The sequence below is a fragment of the Sphingomonas canadensis genome (assembly GCF_026013525.1).
Classification (GTDB): Bacteria; Pseudomonadota; Alphaproteobacteria; order Sphingomonadales; family Sphingomonadaceae; genus Sphingomonas; species Sphingomonas canadensis.
On record NZ_JAPDRA010000001.1, the window covers coordinates 557,719 to 571,103 of the forward strand.

18 protein-coding genes are annotated in these 13,385 nt (G+C 68.5%); 5 read left to right on the plus strand and 13 right to left on the minus strand.

All coding sequences use genetic code 11. From position 1 onward, the window contains the following. Positions 1-14 precede the first annotated feature (14 nt). The 3 genes from OM513_RS02720 to OM513_RS02730 all read right to left on the minus strand — a co-directional run bounded on the left by OM513_RS02720 (position 15) and on the right by OM513_RS02730 (position 1,647). On the minus strand, positions 15-1,019 hold the full coding sequence (locus OM513_RS02720) for a hypothetical protein (protein WP_264942600.1): 1,005 nt from the start codon (positions 1,017-1,019) through the stop codon (positions 15-17). Between the two features lie 86 nt (positions 1,020-1,105). Continuing rightward, positions 1,106-1,402, minus strand: a complete 297-nt coding sequence (locus OM513_RS02725) for a CcdB family protein (RefSeq protein WP_264942601.1) — start codon at positions 1,400-1,402, stop codon at positions 1,106-1,108. Further along, entirely contained in the window at positions 1,402-1,647 is a 246-nt protein-coding gene (locus tag OM513_RS02730; protein ID WP_264942602.1) for a type II toxin-antitoxin system CcdA family antitoxin, read from the minus strand. Before OM513_RS02730 ends, OM513_RS02725 begins: the two co-directional genes overlap by 1 nt. 47 nt (positions 1,648-1,694) lie before the next feature. On the opposite strand from OM513_RS02730, the gene OM513_RS02735 reads away from it, so the two are divergent. Both OM513_RS02735 and OM513_RS02740 read left to right on the plus strand, forming a co-directional pair. Continuing rightward, positions 1,695-2,246, plus strand: coding sequence for a pyridoxamine 5'-phosphate oxidase family protein (locus OM513_RS02735; RefSeq protein WP_264942603.1), 552 nt, complete (start codon positions 1,695-1,697; stop codon positions 2,244-2,246). Next, a complete protein-coding gene (locus OM513_RS02740) occupies positions 2,246-2,449 on the plus strand; it encodes a putative signal transducing protein (protein WP_264942604.1) in 204 nt (67 codons plus the stop codon). Before OM513_RS02735 ends, OM513_RS02740 begins: the two co-directional genes overlap by 1 nt. 20 nt (positions 2,450-2,469) lie before the next feature. Here the strand turns inward: OM513_RS02740 and OM513_RS02745 are convergent, their stop codons facing one another. Both OM513_RS02745 and OM513_RS02750 read right to left on the minus strand, forming a co-directional pair. Beyond that, a complete protein-coding gene (locus OM513_RS02745) occupies positions 2,470-3,201 on the minus strand; it encodes a class I SAM-dependent methyltransferase (protein WP_264942605.1) in 732 nt (243 codons plus the stop codon). A 19-nt stretch (positions 3,202-3,220) separates the two neighbouring features. Next, positions 3,221-3,649 (minus strand): GtrA family protein, encoded by a 429-nt coding sequence (locus tag OM513_RS02750; protein WP_380916239.1) that lies wholly within the window; start codon positions 3,647-3,649, stop codon positions 3,221-3,223. Between the two features lie 61 nt (positions 3,650-3,710). Between OM513_RS02750 and OM513_RS02755 the strand changes: the two genes are divergently transcribed. After that, on the plus strand, positions 3,711-5,564 hold the full coding sequence (locus OM513_RS02755) for an AcrB/AcrD/AcrF family protein (RefSeq protein WP_264942606.1): 1,854 nt from the start codon (positions 3,711-3,713) through the stop codon (positions 5,562-5,564). Here OM513_RS02755 and OM513_RS02760 read toward each other — a convergent pair. From OM513_RS02760 to OM513_RS02790, 7 genes are all read right to left on the minus strand, one after another. Then, on the minus strand, positions 5,527-6,171 hold the full coding sequence (locus OM513_RS02760; RefSeq protein ID WP_264942607.1) for a MarC family protein: 645 nt from the start codon (positions 6,169-6,171) through the stop codon (positions 5,527-5,529). The two genes, OM513_RS02755 and OM513_RS02760, sit on opposite strands and share 38 nt — an antisense overlap. Positions 6,172-6,370: 199 nt before the next feature. After that, the gene (locus OM513_RS02765) at positions 6,371-6,994 is read right to left on the minus strand and encodes a Cif family virulence factor (protein ID WP_264942608.1); all 624 of its coding nucleotides are present in this window, start codon (positions 6,992-6,994) and stop codon (positions 6,371-6,373) included. 129 nt (positions 6,995-7,123) lie between these two features. After that, on the minus strand, positions 7,124-7,999 hold the full coding sequence (gene folD / locus OM513_RS02770; RefSeq protein WP_264942609.1) for a bifunctional methylenetetrahydrofolate dehydrogenase/methenyltetrahydrofolate cyclohydrolase FolD: 876 nt from the start codon (positions 7,997-7,999) through the stop codon (positions 7,124-7,126). Next, the gene (locus OM513_RS02775) at positions 7,996-8,298 is read right to left on the minus strand and encodes a DUF167 domain-containing protein (RefSeq protein ID WP_380916238.1); all 303 of its coding nucleotides are present in this window, start codon (positions 8,296-8,298) and stop codon (positions 7,996-7,998) included. The genes folD and OM513_RS02775 overlap by 4 nt, the downstream gene beginning before the upstream one ends. After that, entirely contained in the window at positions 8,295-8,588 is a 294-nt protein-coding gene (locus OM513_RS02780; RefSeq protein WP_264942610.1) for a YggT family protein, read from the minus strand. Before OM513_RS02780 ends, OM513_RS02775 begins: the two co-directional genes overlap by 4 nt. A 106-nt stretch (positions 8,589-8,694) precedes the next feature. Continuing rightward, on the minus strand, positions 8,695-9,594 hold the full coding sequence (argB, locus tag OM513_RS02785; protein ID WP_264942611.1) for an acetylglutamate kinase: 900 nt from the start codon (positions 9,592-9,594) through the stop codon (positions 8,695-8,697). 66 nt (positions 9,595-9,660) lie between these two features. Further along, positions 9,661-10,347: a queuosine precursor transporter gene (locus tag OM513_RS02790; protein WP_264942612.1), complete on the minus strand. Its 687-nt coding sequence runs from the start codon at positions 10,345-10,347 to the stop codon at positions 9,661-9,663. A 116-nt stretch (positions 10,348-10,463) separates the two neighbouring features. Between OM513_RS02790 and OM513_RS02795 the strand changes: the two genes are divergently transcribed. Together OM513_RS02795 and OM513_RS02800 are read left to right on the plus strand one after the other, a co-directional pair. Next, a complete protein-coding gene (locus OM513_RS02795; protein WP_264942613.1) occupies positions 10,464-11,777 on the plus strand; it encodes a NupC/NupG family nucleoside CNT transporter in 1,314 nt (437 codons plus the stop codon). 71 nt (positions 11,778-11,848) lie between these two features. Continuing rightward, on the plus strand, positions 11,849-12,979 hold the full coding sequence (locus tag OM513_RS02800; RefSeq protein ID WP_380916237.1) for a PQQ-dependent sugar dehydrogenase: 1,131 nt from the start codon (positions 11,849-11,851) through the stop codon (positions 12,977-12,979). Here the strand turns inward: OM513_RS02800 and OM513_RS02805 are convergent. Further along, positions 12,966-13,376 (minus strand): hypothetical protein, encoded by a 411-nt coding sequence (locus tag OM513_RS02805; RefSeq protein ID WP_264942615.1) that lies wholly within the window; start codon positions 13,374-13,376, stop codon positions 12,966-12,968. The genes OM513_RS02800 and OM513_RS02805 overlap by 14 nt on opposite strands. Positions 13,377-13,385: the final 9 nt, after the last annotated feature.

Genomic DNA, 13,385 nt, shown 5'->3' on the forward strand with positions numbered 1-13,385 from the left:
TCGCCCGTGCGGCGTTATGGCTTGCGGTGTCGCTCCACATCGTCCAGCGCCTTGCGCGTCGCCGCTGCGCTGTTGCGCTGAAGGCTCTCCTGCTCCGCAACCAGCCGCATGAGCTCGCTGTGCGCGGCGTTGAACTCGGTCATGTCCCGCGCGTTGGTGAACTGGAAATTCGCGCCCTGCGGCCGCCATCGCCCGCGCGCCAGCACGCGGCAGCGCTTGATCATCTCCGCGACCATCAGCTTCTCGATCTCATATGCCCGCTCTATGCCCGCCCTATTCCGGGCAGCCGGGCCATCGAATCCCTCCAGCAGACCGTCGCGATAGGACTGGGGCACATCGATCGCCTCCATTCCCGAGCGTAGCGTTGCGACACGGGCCCTCCAGCGATCGCGATATGTGTCGACCGACGTCGAAAGGGCGTTCAGTTTGCCGCAGTCCTTCAGCACCGACGGATTGGCTTTGAGCGTCGCCGCGTTCGCCAGCGCTTCGAAGCCGGCAGCATCGACCTCCGCCGCATAGGCCAGGACATCCCGCTGCTGCCCATGCACGAAGTCCCGGATAAGGCCGTTCAGCGAGCGATCACCTGCCGGTGCCGCGGCGACCTCATTCCCGTCCAGCGCGTCGCGCATCGCTTGCGATGCCGCGAACATATCCCCCTGCGCCTTCTTCAGCGCGACGCCGATCCTGCCGAAGGTGAGCAGTACCGTCAGCGCGAGGACTATCAGTGCGCTCGCGACCTTCCACGGGATCACCACCCGGCGAAGTGCAGTGAAATACAGGATTAGGTACCAGAATAGTGCCAGCCCGCCAGCATAGCCAGCAACGAACCCAAGCATATCGGTGCGGTTTGTGGGCAAATTTCGGCCGCTGATGTCGGTATTGGCTACTATCACGATCATCAGGAACGTGGTGATTAGGATCCCGATCAGCGCCCGCCACCAGGGCCAGCGTGTTTCCTCATCCTCCTCGTCTTCCCATTCCTCCGCGTATTCGGGTACCGATTCGCCCAATTCTGTCATGATATTTGTTCCCCCCGCGTACGGGAAGCTGGCGCGGTGCGCGGGCGCCGTCAACCGGTTGGACGCAGCCGTGCAGATCCGGAGTGTCAGACGCCGGTTATCAGCATGTCCAGGGCGCTGATTACGGTCAGATACTCAGCCTCCAGCGATGCTATAGGATCCGCGAACTCCGATAGGGGCACGGTCGTCGCGAACTGCGTGACCATCACGAAATCCCCGGTGTCCAGAGCGAAAACCGGGTTGAGTCTTGGCCGCCTTGGTGGCGCTCTGTCGACAGGCAGCAAGGGCGCGACCAGCCGTGTGCCGAGATCGGCAAAACAGTCCGCCTGACAATCCACCACCATTGCGCCGCTGGCGAGCCTGACGACATCGAATTGCGCCATCAGAACCGGCGATATTCCGCCAGTGGGAGTCCGTTTTCCGCAACCCATTTGTTGACGGATTCCGCCCACTCCCGATTCTCTTCGCGCCACGCCCGCTCGCGCTCTTTCCTGCTGGCGTCGCGCAGCGCGGCCTCGCATATCTGCGACAGGTTCAGCCCGGCCGCACGCGCCGCGGCGACCACGCCGGTGTCGAGCGACAGGTTCACCGCCTTGCGCTTGCCCGACGAGACGGAATCATGCTTCATGCGCACAGGTTATGCGCATGGTCTATGCGCGTCAACGGGAGCGGATCATGGCCGAATTCTTCGATTCGATCGGTGCGGAACATGCCGCCTTCATCGCCCGCCAGCCGATGTTCTTCGTCGCCACCGCCACCGCCGATTCGCGCATCAACCTCAGCCCCAAGGGGCTCGACGCCTTTCGCGTGATCGATGCGAACACCGTCGCCTGGCTCGATCTCGCCGGATCGGGGAACGAGACCAACGCGCATCTGATCGCCGACGGGCGGATCACGGTGATGTTCTGCGCCTTCGAAAATCCCGCGCTGATCCTGCGGCTCTATGGCCGGGCGGAGCCGGTGCTGCCGCAGGACGCGGACTGGGGCGGCATGGCCCGGCATTTCGATCTGCTGCCGGGCACGCGCCAGATCTTCCGGATGCGCGTGGAAAGCCTGCAGACCTCGTGCGGATGGGGCGTGCCGCACATGGCCTTCGACCGCGAGCGTGAGACGCTGGTCAAATATCACGCGAAGTCGAGCGACGCCGAACGTTTCGGCAAATATGCCGTCCGGACGAAGAGCATCGACGGCCTGCCCGTGCGCAACCCCAGCGTGGCGCCGGCCTGATGGCGCTGGTCGAGCTGGGCCGCTTCCCCCCGCCGGAGGCGCATATGCTGGTCGGGCGGCTGGAGGCGGAAGGGATCATGGCCTTCGCCTTCGACGCGGGCACCAGCGTGCTGGAAGGCAGCCTGGGCTTCTTCATCCCCACCCGCGTGATGGTCGACGACGAGGATTACGAGGCGGCCTGCGCGGTCCGCGACAGTATTTGACGGCCCGCCCCTTGGGCCTCTCAGCGCTTGGGGGAGGCCAGCGTGATGATCGAAAGCCCCGGCGGCAGCGGCAGGCGGCCGATCAGGTGGCGCTCCAGCCCGAAGATCGCCTCGAACGCGGTGTTGAGCGGCTTGGGCGGGGGCGAATCGTCGCTGTCGTCCTTGCCGGTCAGCTTGCCGGCCAGCCGCGCGGCGACGGCGGCGGGGAACAGCAGCGAGTTGAAATAGCCCAGCTTGCGCCATTCCAGGCCCGCCGCCGCCATCGCCGCCGTCAGCGTGCGCTTCGAATAGCGGCGCTTGTGGTGGTTCACCACGTCGTGCGCGCTCCACATCCATTGGTGCGCGGGCACGGTGATCAGGATCTTGCCGCCCGGTTTCAGCACGCGCGCCATCGCGCGCAGGGCGTCAACATCGGCGTCGACATGTTCCACCACGTCGAGCACCGCGACCAGGTCGTAACTGCCCGGCGCCACCCCCTCTAGCCCCGGCAGCGGGGCGGAGCCGACCGGCTTGCCCAGCCGCTTCGACGCGATCTCGCGCGCGGCGGGATCGATCTCGATCGCGTCCACGGTGCCGAAATGGCCCAGCATCGGCAGGTTGTGGCCGGTGCCACAGCCGATCTCCAGGATGCGCGCGTCCTTGGGCAGCGCGGCATAGCGGGCGATGTAGTCGGCCAGGATGTCGCGGCGGGCGACATACCACCAGTGGCTCGAATCATGCTCGGCCATGCGGTCGTAAACGATGCGATCCATCTGTTTTCCTTGGCCTTTTCTAGCCGAATACCCACATGCGGTTCAGCCCGAACGTGGCAAGCGGCGTCACGAAGATCGCCGGGATCAGCGGCACCCATTCGGGCATGTGGAGCCACTTGGTGAGGATCCAGGTGAAGGTGGCGGTCAGCAGCATGCCGAACGCCTGGACGACGACGAACTTCAGATGCTGCCGCCCGCTGTTGTCGCGCGTGCCATGGCCCTTGAAGCTCCACTTGCTGTGCAGCGGAAATCCGCAGGCGACCGCGACCAGGAAGGCCGGCGGCACCGCCCATACAGCCTGAGGCCCCTGGAACACATAATAGGCGAGCGGCAGGTACACCGCCGAATAGATGACGGTGGAGATGCCGCCCGCGATCCCGAAGCGGACAAGCTGGTCGAGCATGCCGCTCGCCCGCATCGCCTGGATCCGCTCGATCAAAAACGCCACCCTGCCTTGCCCTTGCGCGAGCGGTCGCACTAATGCGGCAGTGCACGCGAGGGAAGCGAATTTGAAGCTCTGGCCATCCGGCGGTTTCCGCCCGAAGCATGAACTCGAGCACCACTGGCTCGTCTGGACGCTGTTCGTCTGGGTGCTGGTGGCCGCCTGGCTGATATGGGATCGCTGGCCCAACATCTATTGGCTGTCGCTGGGCGACACCGACGACAATATGCGGCTGATGCAGGTCCGCGCGCTGCTGGCGGGTCAGGGCTGGTACGATCTGCGGCAATACCGGCTCGATCCGGCGCTGGGCGGGCTCGATATCCACTGGTCGCGGCTGGTGGATCTGCCGATCGCGGGGCTGATCCTGCTGCTCAAGCCGTTCATCGGGACGGCGATGGCGGAGCGCTGGGCGTGCGGCATCGCGCCGCTGCTGCCGCTGTCGCTGACGATGATCGCGATGTCGGCCACGGTGCGGCGGCTGGTGGCGCCCGCGGTATGGCCGGTGGGGCTCGCGATCCTGCTCACCGCCTGCACCTCCACGGTGATGATGTACATGCCGATGCGCATCGATCACCACGGGTGGCAGCTCGCCTGCCTTACCTTCACCGTGGCCGGGCTGGCCGATCCGCGGCGCGCGCGCGGCGGGGCGACGGTGGGCGTTTCGAGCGCCGTTTCGCTGACGATCGGGATGGAGATGCTGCCCTATTGCGCGATGGCCGGCGCCATCGTGGGCCTGCGCTGGGTCTGGGAAGCGGCGGAGGCGCGGCGGCTGATGGTCTATGGCCTCACGCTTTCGGGCGGCACCGCGCTCGGCTTCGCGCTGTTCGCCTCCAACGCGAACCAGGCGATGCGCTGCGACGCGCTGACCCCGGTGTGGCTCTCCACCATGACGGCGGCGGGCGGAATCCTGTTCGTGCTGGCGCTGGTCAATCCGGAGCGCCGCTGGCTGCGGCTGGCGCTGGCGGCGGGGGCGGGCACGGCGCTGGCGGGCGGGTTCGCGGGGATGTTTCCGCAATGCCTGGGCCGGCCGGAGGGCGTTTCGGAGGAACTGGCGCAGACCTGGCTCAACAATGTGCGCGAGGCGCGGCCGGTGTATCGCCATCCGTTCGATACGGCGCTGCCGATCGTGGTGCTGCCGGTGATCGGGCTGATCGGCGCGCTGGTGGCCACCTGGCGCGCGCGGCGCGGGGCGGCGTTCACCGGCTGGGTGGCGGTGGCGCTGTTCACCGCCTTCGCCGGGCTGATGCTGTTGTGGCAGGTGCGCGCTGCCCCGGCCGCGCAGTTGCTGGCGGTGCCGGGCGCGACGGCGCTGGCCTGTGTCGTGGTGCCCTGGTTCCTGCGGCAGAAGTCGATGCTGCTGCGCGTGCTGGGTCCGGTGGTGGCGTTCCTGCTCATCTCCGGGCTGTTCGCGGGCTATGCGATCAAGCTGTTCCCCGCGGACAAGCCGCAGAGCGGATCTAGCGCGCGGGTGGGCCAGGCCAACGCCGCCTGCGCGCGCGTCACCAGCATGCGCACGCTGCGCGGGATACCGCCGGCGATCATGTTCACCCATGTCGACATGGGGCCGCGGCTGATCGTGCTGACGCATCATTACGGCATCGCCGGACCCTATCACCGCAACGAGCGCGCGATCCTGGACGTGCATCGCGCCTTCACCGGGCCGGCCGCGGGCTTCCGCGCGATCGCGGCGCGGCACAAGGCGGAATATGTGCTGATCTGCCCCGATCTGGCGGAGACCACCGTCTATCGCTCGCGCAATCCGAACGGCTTCTACGCGATGCTCCACCAGGGCCGGGCGCCCTATTGGCTGGAGCCGGTGACGCTGCCGGAGGGTTCGCCCTTCCGCCTGTGGAAGATCCGCTACGACCTGCCCGAAAAGCGGGTCAGTGTCCGGCCGCCTTCGCCCCGGCGACCAGGCTGATCCGGATACCGTCGATCACGAACTGGGTGGCCAGTGCCGCCAGTAGCACGCCCAGCAGGCGGGATATCACCGCCTCGATCTTGGCGCCCAGCACGCGCATGATCGGCCCCGCCGCCAGCAGCGACACGAGCGTCAGCAGAAGTACAGACGCCATCGCCGCCAGCACGATCACCGATCGCCCCGGCCCTTCGTTCTGCGACATCAGCAGCATCACACTGGCGATCGAGCCTGGCCCGGCGATCATCGGCAGCGCCATGGGGAAGACCGAGATATCCTCTACCTCCGGCGTCTGGCGGATCTTCTCGGCGCGGTCCTCGCGGCGCTCGGTGCGCTTCTCGAACACCATCTCCAGCGCGATCAGGAACAGCATCACGCCGCCCGCGATGCGGAAGCTCTCCAGGCTGATGCCCAGCGCCTTCAACAGCGCCTCGCCGAACAGCGCGAAGACGAACAGGATCAGCGCGGCGACGAAGATCGCGCGCACCGCCATCATCCGCCGCTGCGCCGCCCCCGCGCCGCTGGTCAGTCCGGCGAAGATCGGCGCGCAGCCGGGGGGGTCGATCACCACGAAGAAGGTGACGAAGGCGGAAACGAACAGCTCGATCATGTACACTCCGGGCCATGGGCGCCCAGGCTCACCTGGTCGCGACGCCGGCCGTTGCAAAGCGGGGCGGCGAAGGTCCGGCTGCCGCCGGCGCGGAGCCGCCAGCGAAGCACCGGCGGGCGGCTGTCCGCGCCGCCGACTGCGCTAGCGGTTTCCGGTCCGGAACGCCACACCGCTTCCTGTGCGTGCGCAAGGCGCGCGATCAGGAGGCCGCGGGCGCCGCCACCTCGTCGCGAACCACCGTCTCGAACTTGCGGCCGTTCCACAGCCGGGCGGTGAAGGTGCGCGATCCGTCGGGCCGGACGCGCCAGATCCAGGCCAGCGTGCCGTCGTCCGAAATGCCCTGGCCATGTTCGCCGGGCTCCTCGCCGAAGGTCACGCCGACTACCTTGCCGCGCGGAAACTTGCACGCCGCGCGCCGCACCTTGGGCTCCTCGGGCAGCGGACGCGGGGCGGACAGGCCGTCGCCATGGTCCATCACCCATTTCCAATGCCCGTCGGCCTGGCGTTCCCAGACGGTGCTGAAATAGCCCGATCCGTTGGGGCGGACCCAGGGGCCGGTGTTCACTGCCACCGTTCCGTCGCACGAGACATAGCTGTGCGCCGGCCACCATTGCACCGCGATCGGAGGATCCTTCTTGGGCAGCACCTCCTGCGCGCGCACCGGCTGCGGGGTGAACATCACCGCGTCGTCGGTGGCGAAGCGGCGGAAGGCGGTCCATTGCCCGTCGGTCTGGGCGGCGCGATAGAAGGCGCGCTCCGCGTCCACCGCGGTTTCGGGGCCGGCCGCGTGGGCGGCGAGCAGCATCATCAGGGCGGCGGACATCCTCTCTCTCCTGGCCGTGTCGGCGCCGTTATGGCGCGAAACGGGGCGCCGGGCGAGAGGGTGCCGGGATATCGCCGGAATTGCATATTCCGTGCGTCCGGCACCGCCGCGGCGCGCCGGAAAGGCGCCTCAGATGATGCCTTCGTCCAGCGGCACTTCCTCGTGGCGATAGGCGGCGACCAGCGTGTTGCGCAGCAGGCAGGCGATGGTCATCGGCCCCACGCCGCCGGGCACAGGCGTGATCGCGCCGGCAACCGAAGCCGCGCTGTCGAAATCGACGTCGCCCACGAGCCGCCCGTCGACGCGGTTGATCCCCACGTCGATCACGGTCGCGCCCGGCTTGATCCAGTCGCCCTTGACGAAGTTGGCGCGGCCCACCGCGGCGACGACGATATCGGCGTGCTTCAGATAGTGCGGCAGGTTGCGGGTGCGCGAATGGGCGACGGTGACGGTGCAGCTCTTGGCGGTCAGCAGCGCGGCCATCGGCTTGCCGACGATGTTCGAGCGGCCAACCACCACCGCGTCCATCCCCGAAAGATCGCCGTGCAGATCCTCGAGCAGCATCAGGCAGCCGAGCGGCGTACAGGGCACGAAGCCCGGCAGCCCGGTGGCCAGCCGTCCGGCGTTGACCGGGTGGAAACCGTCCACGTCCTTGCCCGGATCGATGCGCAGCAGCACCTCTTCGGCGTCCAGGTGCCCCGGCAGCGGAAGCTGGACCAGGATGCCGTCCACGGTGGGATCGGCGTTGAGCTTGTCCACCAGCGCCAGCAGCTCCTCCTGACTGGTGGTATCGGGCAGCTTGTGCTCGATGCTCTCCATGCCGGCTTCGCGCGTCGCCTTGCCCTTGGCGCGGACATAGACGGCCGACGCCGGATCCTCGCCCACCAGAACCACCGCCAGCCCCGGCGTGCGGCCGGTCTGCGCGTGGAAGGGTTGAACCAGGGCGGCGACCCGCGCACGCAGGCCGGCCGCAAAGCTTTTTCCGTCGATCAGTGCTGCGCTCATGGGGCGGCGCCATAGAGGCTGGCGGCGCGCTGTGCCAGCAAATCCGGATCGCCCGCGATCAACAGGCGCTTAAGGCGCGAGGTTTCGCCGCCCTCGATCGATATGTCGCGCTTGGGCACGCCGAACGTCTTGGCCACCAGCGCGACCAGAGCGGCGTTGGCGGCGCCCTCCACCGGCGGCGCGGCCAGGCGGGCGGCGAGATGTTCCTCCGTGCCCGGCCCCAGCGCGTCGCGCGATGCGCGCGGCGTCACGCGCACCGCCAGCATCAGCCCGCCCGGAACGGCGCGCCAGGCGCTCAAATCGCGAGCTGCTGGCCGATCGCGGGGATGATCACATTGCCCAGGATTGCGATCAGGATCAGCACGACCAGCGGCGAAAGATCGAGCGGCCCGAAATCGGGCATGATCCGGCGGATCGGAGCATAGAGCGGCTCGGTCAGCCGCGCGAGGCCGAACCACAGGCCGCGCACCGTATCATTGTAGAGGCTGATCACGTTGAACGCGAGCAGCCACGAAAGGATCGCCTGCCCGACGATGATCCACCACAGCACGTTGAGAAGTATCTGGATGATCTCAAGTAGCACGCCCAAAACCTGTTCTCCGCGCAGGACCCGTGGCGCTGCGATAGCAGCGCGCCCCGGCAAGTGCCAGCGGGGACAAGCCCGCCGTGCGTGGCCGGGGAGTCGGCGGACGGCGTCAGCGGTGGACCAGCGTGCCCGCGCCGCCGCGGGTGAAGATCTCCAGCAGCGTGACGTGCGGCACGCGGCCGTCCAGGATCACGGCGGCGTCCACGCCCTGCGCCACCGCGCTGACGCAGGTGTCCACCTTGGGGATCATGCCGCCGGAAATGGTGCCGTCCGCCTTCAGCTCGGCGATCCGCTTGGGGTCCAGGTCGGTCAGAAGCCCGCCCTGCTTGTCGAGCACGCCCGCCACGTCGGTGAGTAGGAAGAAGCGCGCCGCGCCGCATGCCGCGGCTATCGCGCCGGCCATGGTGTCGGCGTTGATGTTATAGGTGTGGCCGTCGCTGCCGTTGGCCACCGGCGCCACCACCGGGATGAAGCCCTGGCGCGAAAGATCGAACAGCAGCGTCGGGTCCACGCCCACCGGCTCGCCTACGAAGCCCAGGTCGACATGGCGTTCGATCCCCGAATTGGGATCGGGCTCGCGTCCCGTCACCTTGCGCGCGGTGACCAGGTTGGCGTCCTTGCCGGAGATGCCCACCGCCTTGCCGCCGGCCTGGGCGATCCAGCCCACGATCTCTTTGTTGATCGATCCGGCCAGCACCATCTCGGCGATCTGCGCGGTTTCGGCGTCGGTGACGCGCAGCCCGCCGACGAACTTGGATTCGACGCCCAGCCGCTTCAGCATCGCGCCGATCTGCGGCCCGCCGCCGTGAACGACGATCGGGTTGATGCCCACCGCTTTCAGCAGCACCACATCCTCGGCGAAATCGCGCGCCAGCTCCGGATCGCCCATCGCATGGCCGCCGTATTTCACGACGAAGGTCGCCCCGGCGTAGCGCTGCATATAGGGCAGCGCCTCGGTAAGCGTCTCGGCCTTGGCGAGCGTCGCCGGATCGGGTGCATGGTTGGTCATGCGCGCGCCCTTAGGGCAAGCTTGCCGCGAACCCAACGATTCTTTGGGCGGTTTCCTCGCGGCGCCTCAGTCCGCAGGGGCGCCGTCCAGGCGGCGGCCCAGCGCGACGAAGAGGTAGATCAGCACCGGCACCAGCACCAGCGAAAGCACCACCTTCGACAGCATCTGCCCCACCAGCAGCGGGGCGATGGGGAATTCGCCATAGAAGGCGAGCGTGACGAAGATCAGCGTGTCCACCACCTGGCTCAGCACGCCGGCCACGCCCGCGCGCAGCCACAGCAGCTTCGCCCCCTCGCGCCCTTTCAGCGCGCTGAAGATGGTGACGTTCAGCGTCTGCGACAGGCCATAGGCGACGATGCCCGCGCCCCAGATGCGCCAGGTGGTCCCCAGGATGAGCTGGATGGCGTCGCGATACTCCGGCATCATCTTGGGCGAGGGCGGCAGCGCCCACACCAGCCACGACAGCAGCATCGAAACGATCAGCGGTACGAAGCCGATCTGCACCAGCCGGCTGGCGGCCACGCGCCCGTGCAGCTCCGCCACCGCGCTGGACACCGCGACGAGCAGCAGGAAGGCGAAGATCCCCGCCTCCACCGCCAGCGGCCCGACGCCCGCCCAGTTGCCGATCTCCGATACCGGCCCCAGTGCGACCTGTTTGTTGCCGAGCACCCCGGCGATGCAGACCATGCCGCCATAGAAGATCGAAAGGGCGAACAGCGATCGTGTGATCGCGGGCGGGGGCGTGTCGGTCATCGCGGGGAGGCTAGCGCGATTCTCGCCCTCGTAAAGCCCTTGCGGCGGGCCGGGCTTGCGTTGCCCCGCGCGGCACGCCAAGCTTGACGATCCAGACTGGGACCGGGGGCAAGTCTTTGGCGCAATTTCCGATCGGCATCATCGGCATCGCAGCGATCCTGGCGATCGCGTTCCTGCTTTCCAGCAACCGGCGGGCGATCCGCATCCGCGTGGTTTCCGCGGCGCTGGCGTTGCAGGTGGCGATGGCGGTGCTGGTGCTGCGCACGCCCTGGGGCCAGCAGGCGATCCGGGCGCTGTCGGACGGCGTATCCGCGCTGCTCGGCTATGCCGCCGCGGGCACCGGGCTGATCTTCGGCCCGCTCGCCACCGATCCGAAGTTCGGCACCGCCTTCGCCATCTCGGCGCTGCCGGTGATCATATTCTTCGCCGCGCTGGTGGCGGTACTCTATCACATCGGGCTGATGCAGCTCATCATCCGCTGGGTGGGCGGCGCGATCGAGAAGCTTACCGGCGTCACCAAGGTGGAGAGCCTGTGCGCGGCCGCCAACATCTTCGTCGGCCAGAGTGAATCGCCGCTGGTGATCCGGCCCTATCTCGCCCGCCTGCCCGCGCCGCAGATCTTCGCGGTGATGAGCGTGGGCATGGCCGGCGTGGCCGGCACGATCCTGGCCGCCTATGCCAATCTGCTGGGGCCGGATTATCTGCCCCACCTGCTGGCGGCGTCGTTCATGGCGGCGCCGGGCGGCCTGCTGATGGCCAAGCTGATGATGCCCGACGAGCCCGCGGGCGACGGCGAGCTGCCGCTGGGCGACGATACCGAGGAAGAGGCGATCCGCGCCGCCGAGCATGACGTGGAGGAAGAGCGCGCCGCCAACCTGATCATGGCCGCCTCCAACGGCGCGCTGACGGGCGTGAAGATCGCGGTGGCGGTGGGCGCGATGGTGCTTGCCTTCGTCTCGCTCGTGGCGCTGGCCAACGGACTGCTCGGCGGGGCCGGGCGCGGCATCGCTTCGCTGGCAGCGGCGGTCAGCCCGGATGCGGGGGCCTGGGCGCAGGCGTGGCTGGGCGATCTCAGCTTCCAGAAGATCGTCGGCGCGCTGTTCGCCCCGGTGATGTGGCTGGTGGGCGTGCCCTGGGCCGATGCCACCGCGGCGGGCGGGCTGTTCGGCACAAAGGTGGTGCTCAACGAATTCGTGGCCTTCATCGATCTGGGCGGCATGACCGAGCTGGCGCCGCGCACCAAGGCGATCGTCACCTTCGCGCTGTGCGGCTTCGCCAATTTCAGCTCGATCGCGATCCAGATGGCCTCGACGGGCAGCCTGGCGCCCAACCAGCGGCCGACGATCGCGAAGCTGGGCATCCGCGCGCTGATCGCGGGCAGCCTGGCCAATCTGCTCAGCGCCGCGCTGGCGGGGATGCTGCTGCCTTGAGGCCTGCTTCCGGGCGTTGAACGCGCGGCAGTGCCGTGCGTTTGATGCCGCATCGAAACCATGGGACGAAGATGATGACGCTTGCGATCCGCAGCCTGTTGAGCGCCGCCGCCCTGCTGGCGGCATGCAGCCCCGGAACGGGCGCCTCGGCGGGCAAGTCCACCCCGCAATCCGCCCCCGGCCAGCCGTTCGCGGTGGCGGAGGTAGCGCGGTTCGATTCGCCCTGGGCGATGACCTTCCTGCCCGACGGGCGGTTGCTGGTGACCGAGAAGAAGGGCCGGCTGTTGCTCGTTTCGGCCGACGGAAAGGCGCAGACGGCGGTGGCGGGCACGCCCGCCGTCTCGCCGGACGGGCAGGGCGGGCTGATGGATGTCGTGCTCCACCCCGGCTTCGCGCAGAACCGGCGTGTCTACCTCAGCTTCTCGGAGAAGGGGGCGGACGGGCTGAAGGGCGTCGCGCTCGCCCGCGCCACGCTGGTCGATGGCGCAGCGCCGCGGCTCGACGGGTTCGAGGTGATCTTCCGCGCCACGCCCTATGTCGCGGGCGACGGCCATTTCTCCGGCCGGATCGCCTTTTCGCCGGACGGGCACCTGTTCTTCACCAACGGCGAGCGGCAGAAGTTCGATCCGGCGCAGGATCCCAAGGCGACGCTGGGCAAGGTGCTGCGCCTGAACGACGATGGAACCCCGGCGGCGGGCAATCCGCTGGCCGCGCAGGGCTTCCATCCGGCGGTCTGGTCCTATGGGCACCGCAACCTGCTCGGCCTCGCCTTCGATGCGGCCGGCAACCTGTGGGAGCAGGAGATGGGGCCGAAGGGCGGGGACGAGGTGAACCTGATCCTGCCGGGCCGCAACTATGGCTATCCCAAGGTTTCGAACGGCGATCACTATGACGGCAAGCCGATCCCCGATCACGCCCCGGGCGACGGGTTCGAGGCGCCCAAGGTCTGGTGGAACCCGTCGATCTCGCCGGGCGGGCTGATGGTCTATTCGGGCAAGCTGTGGCCACAGTGGAAGGGCGACCTGTTCATCGGGGGCCTGTCCAGCATGGCGCTGCTGCGCGTCGACGTGAACGGCGCCGATGCCGCCAAGGGCGACCAATGGGACATGAAGGCGCGCATCCGCGAGGTGGAGGAGGGGCCGGACGGCGCGATCTGGCTGCTCCAGGACGAAGGCGGGCTGCTGCGGCTCACCCCTGCGTAAGCGCGGCCAGCCGCGTCTCCGCCTCGGCCACGCCCGGGTTCACGCCCAGCGCGGCATAGCGATCGCGAACCTCCGCCCACAGCCGGCGGGCGGCGTCGGCGTCGCCCATCCGTTCGGCGTTGCAGGCGCCTGCCCGGTAGGCGTTGGCCGCATCGAGCGCCGGGCCGGATAGGGCGTAAAACGCCAGCACCTCGGCATAGAGCGGGGCCGCCGCCGCAGGATCGCCGCCATCGGCCAGCAGGTCGGCCAGGTGTCTGCGGGCATGCGCCTGCCGCCCGGCATCCCCGGCGGATGCGAATGCGTCCGCGGCTTCCTGTTGCAGCGCCAGGGCATCGGCGGCTCGGCCCTCGCGGCGGGCCTGTTGCGCGCGCGCATGGAGGGTGCGGCCGTCGTCCATCATGCCAGT